The sequence below is a fragment of the Streptomyces sp. UH6 genome (genome assembly GCF_013421635.1).
GTDB lineage: Bacteria > Actinomycetota > Actinomycetes > Streptomycetales > Streptomycetaceae > Streptomyces > Streptomyces abyssomicinicus.
Genome location: NZ_JACADT010000862.1, coordinates 1 through 2,452, shown reverse-complemented (window position 1 = coordinate 2,452; position 2,452 = coordinate 1). Strand labels below are relative to the sequence as shown.

2 protein-coding genes are annotated in these 2,452 nt (G+C 71.9%); both read right to left on the bottom strand.

From position 1 onward, the window contains the following. Positions 1–100 precede the first annotated feature (100 nt). A complete protein-coding gene (gene murG / locus HW445_RS26830; RefSeq protein ID WP_180223462.1) occupies positions 101–1,195 on the bottom strand; it encodes an undecaprenyldiphospho-muramoylpentapeptide beta-N-acetylglucosaminyltransferase in 1,095 nt (364 codons plus the stop codon). Between the two features lie 6 nt (positions 1,196–1,201). Further along, positions 1,202–2,452: putative lipid II flippase FtsW (ftsW, locus tag HW445_RS26825; RefSeq protein ID WP_180223461.1), on the bottom strand; the 1,251-nt coding region annotated here is incomplete at its 5' end.

Below are 2,452 nucleotides of genomic sequence, written 5' to 3'. Positions count from 1 at the left end.
CGTTCGGCCGCGGTCGTCGTTCCGGCCACGCTCCCTGCCTTCCGTCGTGCTGCGCGCCGCGTGCCGCGGCCTGTCCCCCGTCGCCCCGCCGACCGTCCGGTCAGGCGCGGCGGGCCTCGGCGATCGCCTCGTACACCATGCCGACGAGCAGTTCGTCGGCGTCCCGGCGGCCGAACTCGGCGGCGGACCGGGACATCTGGTACAGCCGGTGCGGGTCGGTGAGCACCGGGATGACGTTCTGCAGGACCCACTCCGGGGTCAGCTCAGCGTCGTCGACCAGCATGCCGCCGCCCGCCTTGACCACCGGCTGCGCGTTGAGCCGCTGTTCGCCGTTGCCGATGGGCAGCGGGACGTAGGCGGCCGGGAGCCCGACGGCGGAGAGCTCGGCGACGGTCATCGCGCCGGCGCGGCAGAGCATCATGTCCGCCGCCGCGTAGGCGAGGTCCATCCGGTCCAGGTAACTCACCGGGATGTACGGAGGCATCCCCGGCATCTGGTGGACCTGCGGCAGTTCGTTCTTGGGGCCGACCGCGTGCAGGATCTGGACGCCGGACTGCTGGAGCCGCGGGGCGACCTGCTGGATCACCTCGTTGAGCCGGCGGGCGCCCTGGGAGCCGCCGGTCACCAGCAGGGTGGGCAGGTTGGGGTCGAGACCGAACGCGGCGCGCGCCTCGGGGCGCACGGCGGCGCGGTCCAGCGTGGCGATCGAGCGGCGCAGCGGGATGCCGATGTAGCGGGCGCCGCGCAGCTTGCTGTCCGGGGTCGCGACGGCGACGCGGGAGGCGTACCGCGAGCCGATCTTGTTGGCCAGGCCGGGCCGGGCGTTGGCCTCGTGGATGACGATCGGCACGCCCAGGCGCTTGGCGGCCAGGTAGCCGGGGAGCGCGACGTAGCCGCCGAAGCCCACCACGGCGTCGGCCTTGGTGCGCTCCAGGACCTCCTCGGCGGCCCGGATGGTGCCGCGCAGCCGGCCGGGGACGGTGATCAGCTCCGGGGTGGGCTTGCGCGGCAGCGGGACCGCCGGGATCAGCGCCAGCTCGTAGCCGCGTTCGGGCACCAGACGGGTCTCCAGGCCTCGTTCCGTGCCCAGGGCCGTGATGCCCACGCTCGGGTCCTGCCTGCGCAGGGCGTCCGCGAGGGCGAGCGCGGGCTCGATGTGGCCCGCGGTTCCTCCGCCGGCGAGTACGACATGCACCGAAATTCACCGCTCTCCGGACGAGCGCGCCGAGGCGCGCCGTCGCATCGTGTTCCATCTGCGGGGTTCCCGGACCGGCCGGTTCTTCCCCGCACGCTTTTTACCAAAGCGGGGTTGGCGCATCGCAAGCGCCGCCCGCGCGGCGGGCTCGTCACGCGCGAACGCGATCAGCAGCCCGACGGCGAACATGGTCGGCAGCAGGGCGGATCCGCCGTACGAGAACAGCGGGAGGGGGACTCCGGCGATCGGCAGCAGACCGAGCACCGCACCCATGTTGATCATGGCTTGGGCCGTGATCCAGGTGGTCACGCCTCCCGCGGCGTACCGTACGAAGGGATCCTCCGTGCGTCCGGCCACGCGGATGCCCGCATAGCCTAGAGCGGCGAAGAGGGCGAGCACCGACAGCGTCCCCGCCAGGCCCAGTTCCTCACCGGTGACGGCGAAGATGAAGTCGGTGTGGGCTTCGGGAAGTTGTCCCCATTTCTCCACACTCGCACCCAGGCCCGACCCGAACAGGCCGCCGGAGGCCAGCGCGTAGAGGCCGTGCAGCGCCTGCCAGCACTGGTCCTGCGGCCCGGGGTCGGTGGCGCCCAGACAGGCCAGGCGGGCCATCCGGTTGTCGCTGCTGGTGATGAAGTAGAGGCCGATGGCGCCCGCGACGGACAGCACGCCGGCGAAGAGCCGGGTGGGGGCACCGGCCAGCCACAGCAGGCCGAAGAGGACCGCGGTGAGGATGATGGCGGTTCCCATGTCGCCGCCGATCATGATCAGCGCGAGCAGCAGGAAGGCCACCGGGACGAGCGGGACCAGCAGGTGCTTCCACTGGCTCAGCAGCCGCTTCTCCTGCTTGCGGGCGAGCAGGTCGGCGCCCCAGAGGACGAGGGCGAGCTTGCCGAACTCGCTGGGCTGGATCTGGAAGCTGCCGCCCAGCGCGATCCAGTTCTGGTTGCCGTTGACCGCCATTCCTATCCCGGGGATCTGCACCAGGATCATCAGGCCGACGGAGCAGGCGAGGATCGGGTAGGCGAGCCCCCGGTGCAGCTTCACCGGCATCCGGGAGGCGGCGAGCAGGAGCAGGCCGCCGATGACGGCCGCGAGCAGCTGCTTGCGGAAGAAGTAGGCGCCGGGCAGCGAGTAGCGCAGCGCGGTGATCTGGGAGGCCGAGTAGACCATCACCAGGCCGAGCACGGTGATCAGCGAACTGCCGCCCAGGATCAGGTAGTAGGCGGTCAGCGGGCGGTCCCAGGCCTTGCGGGC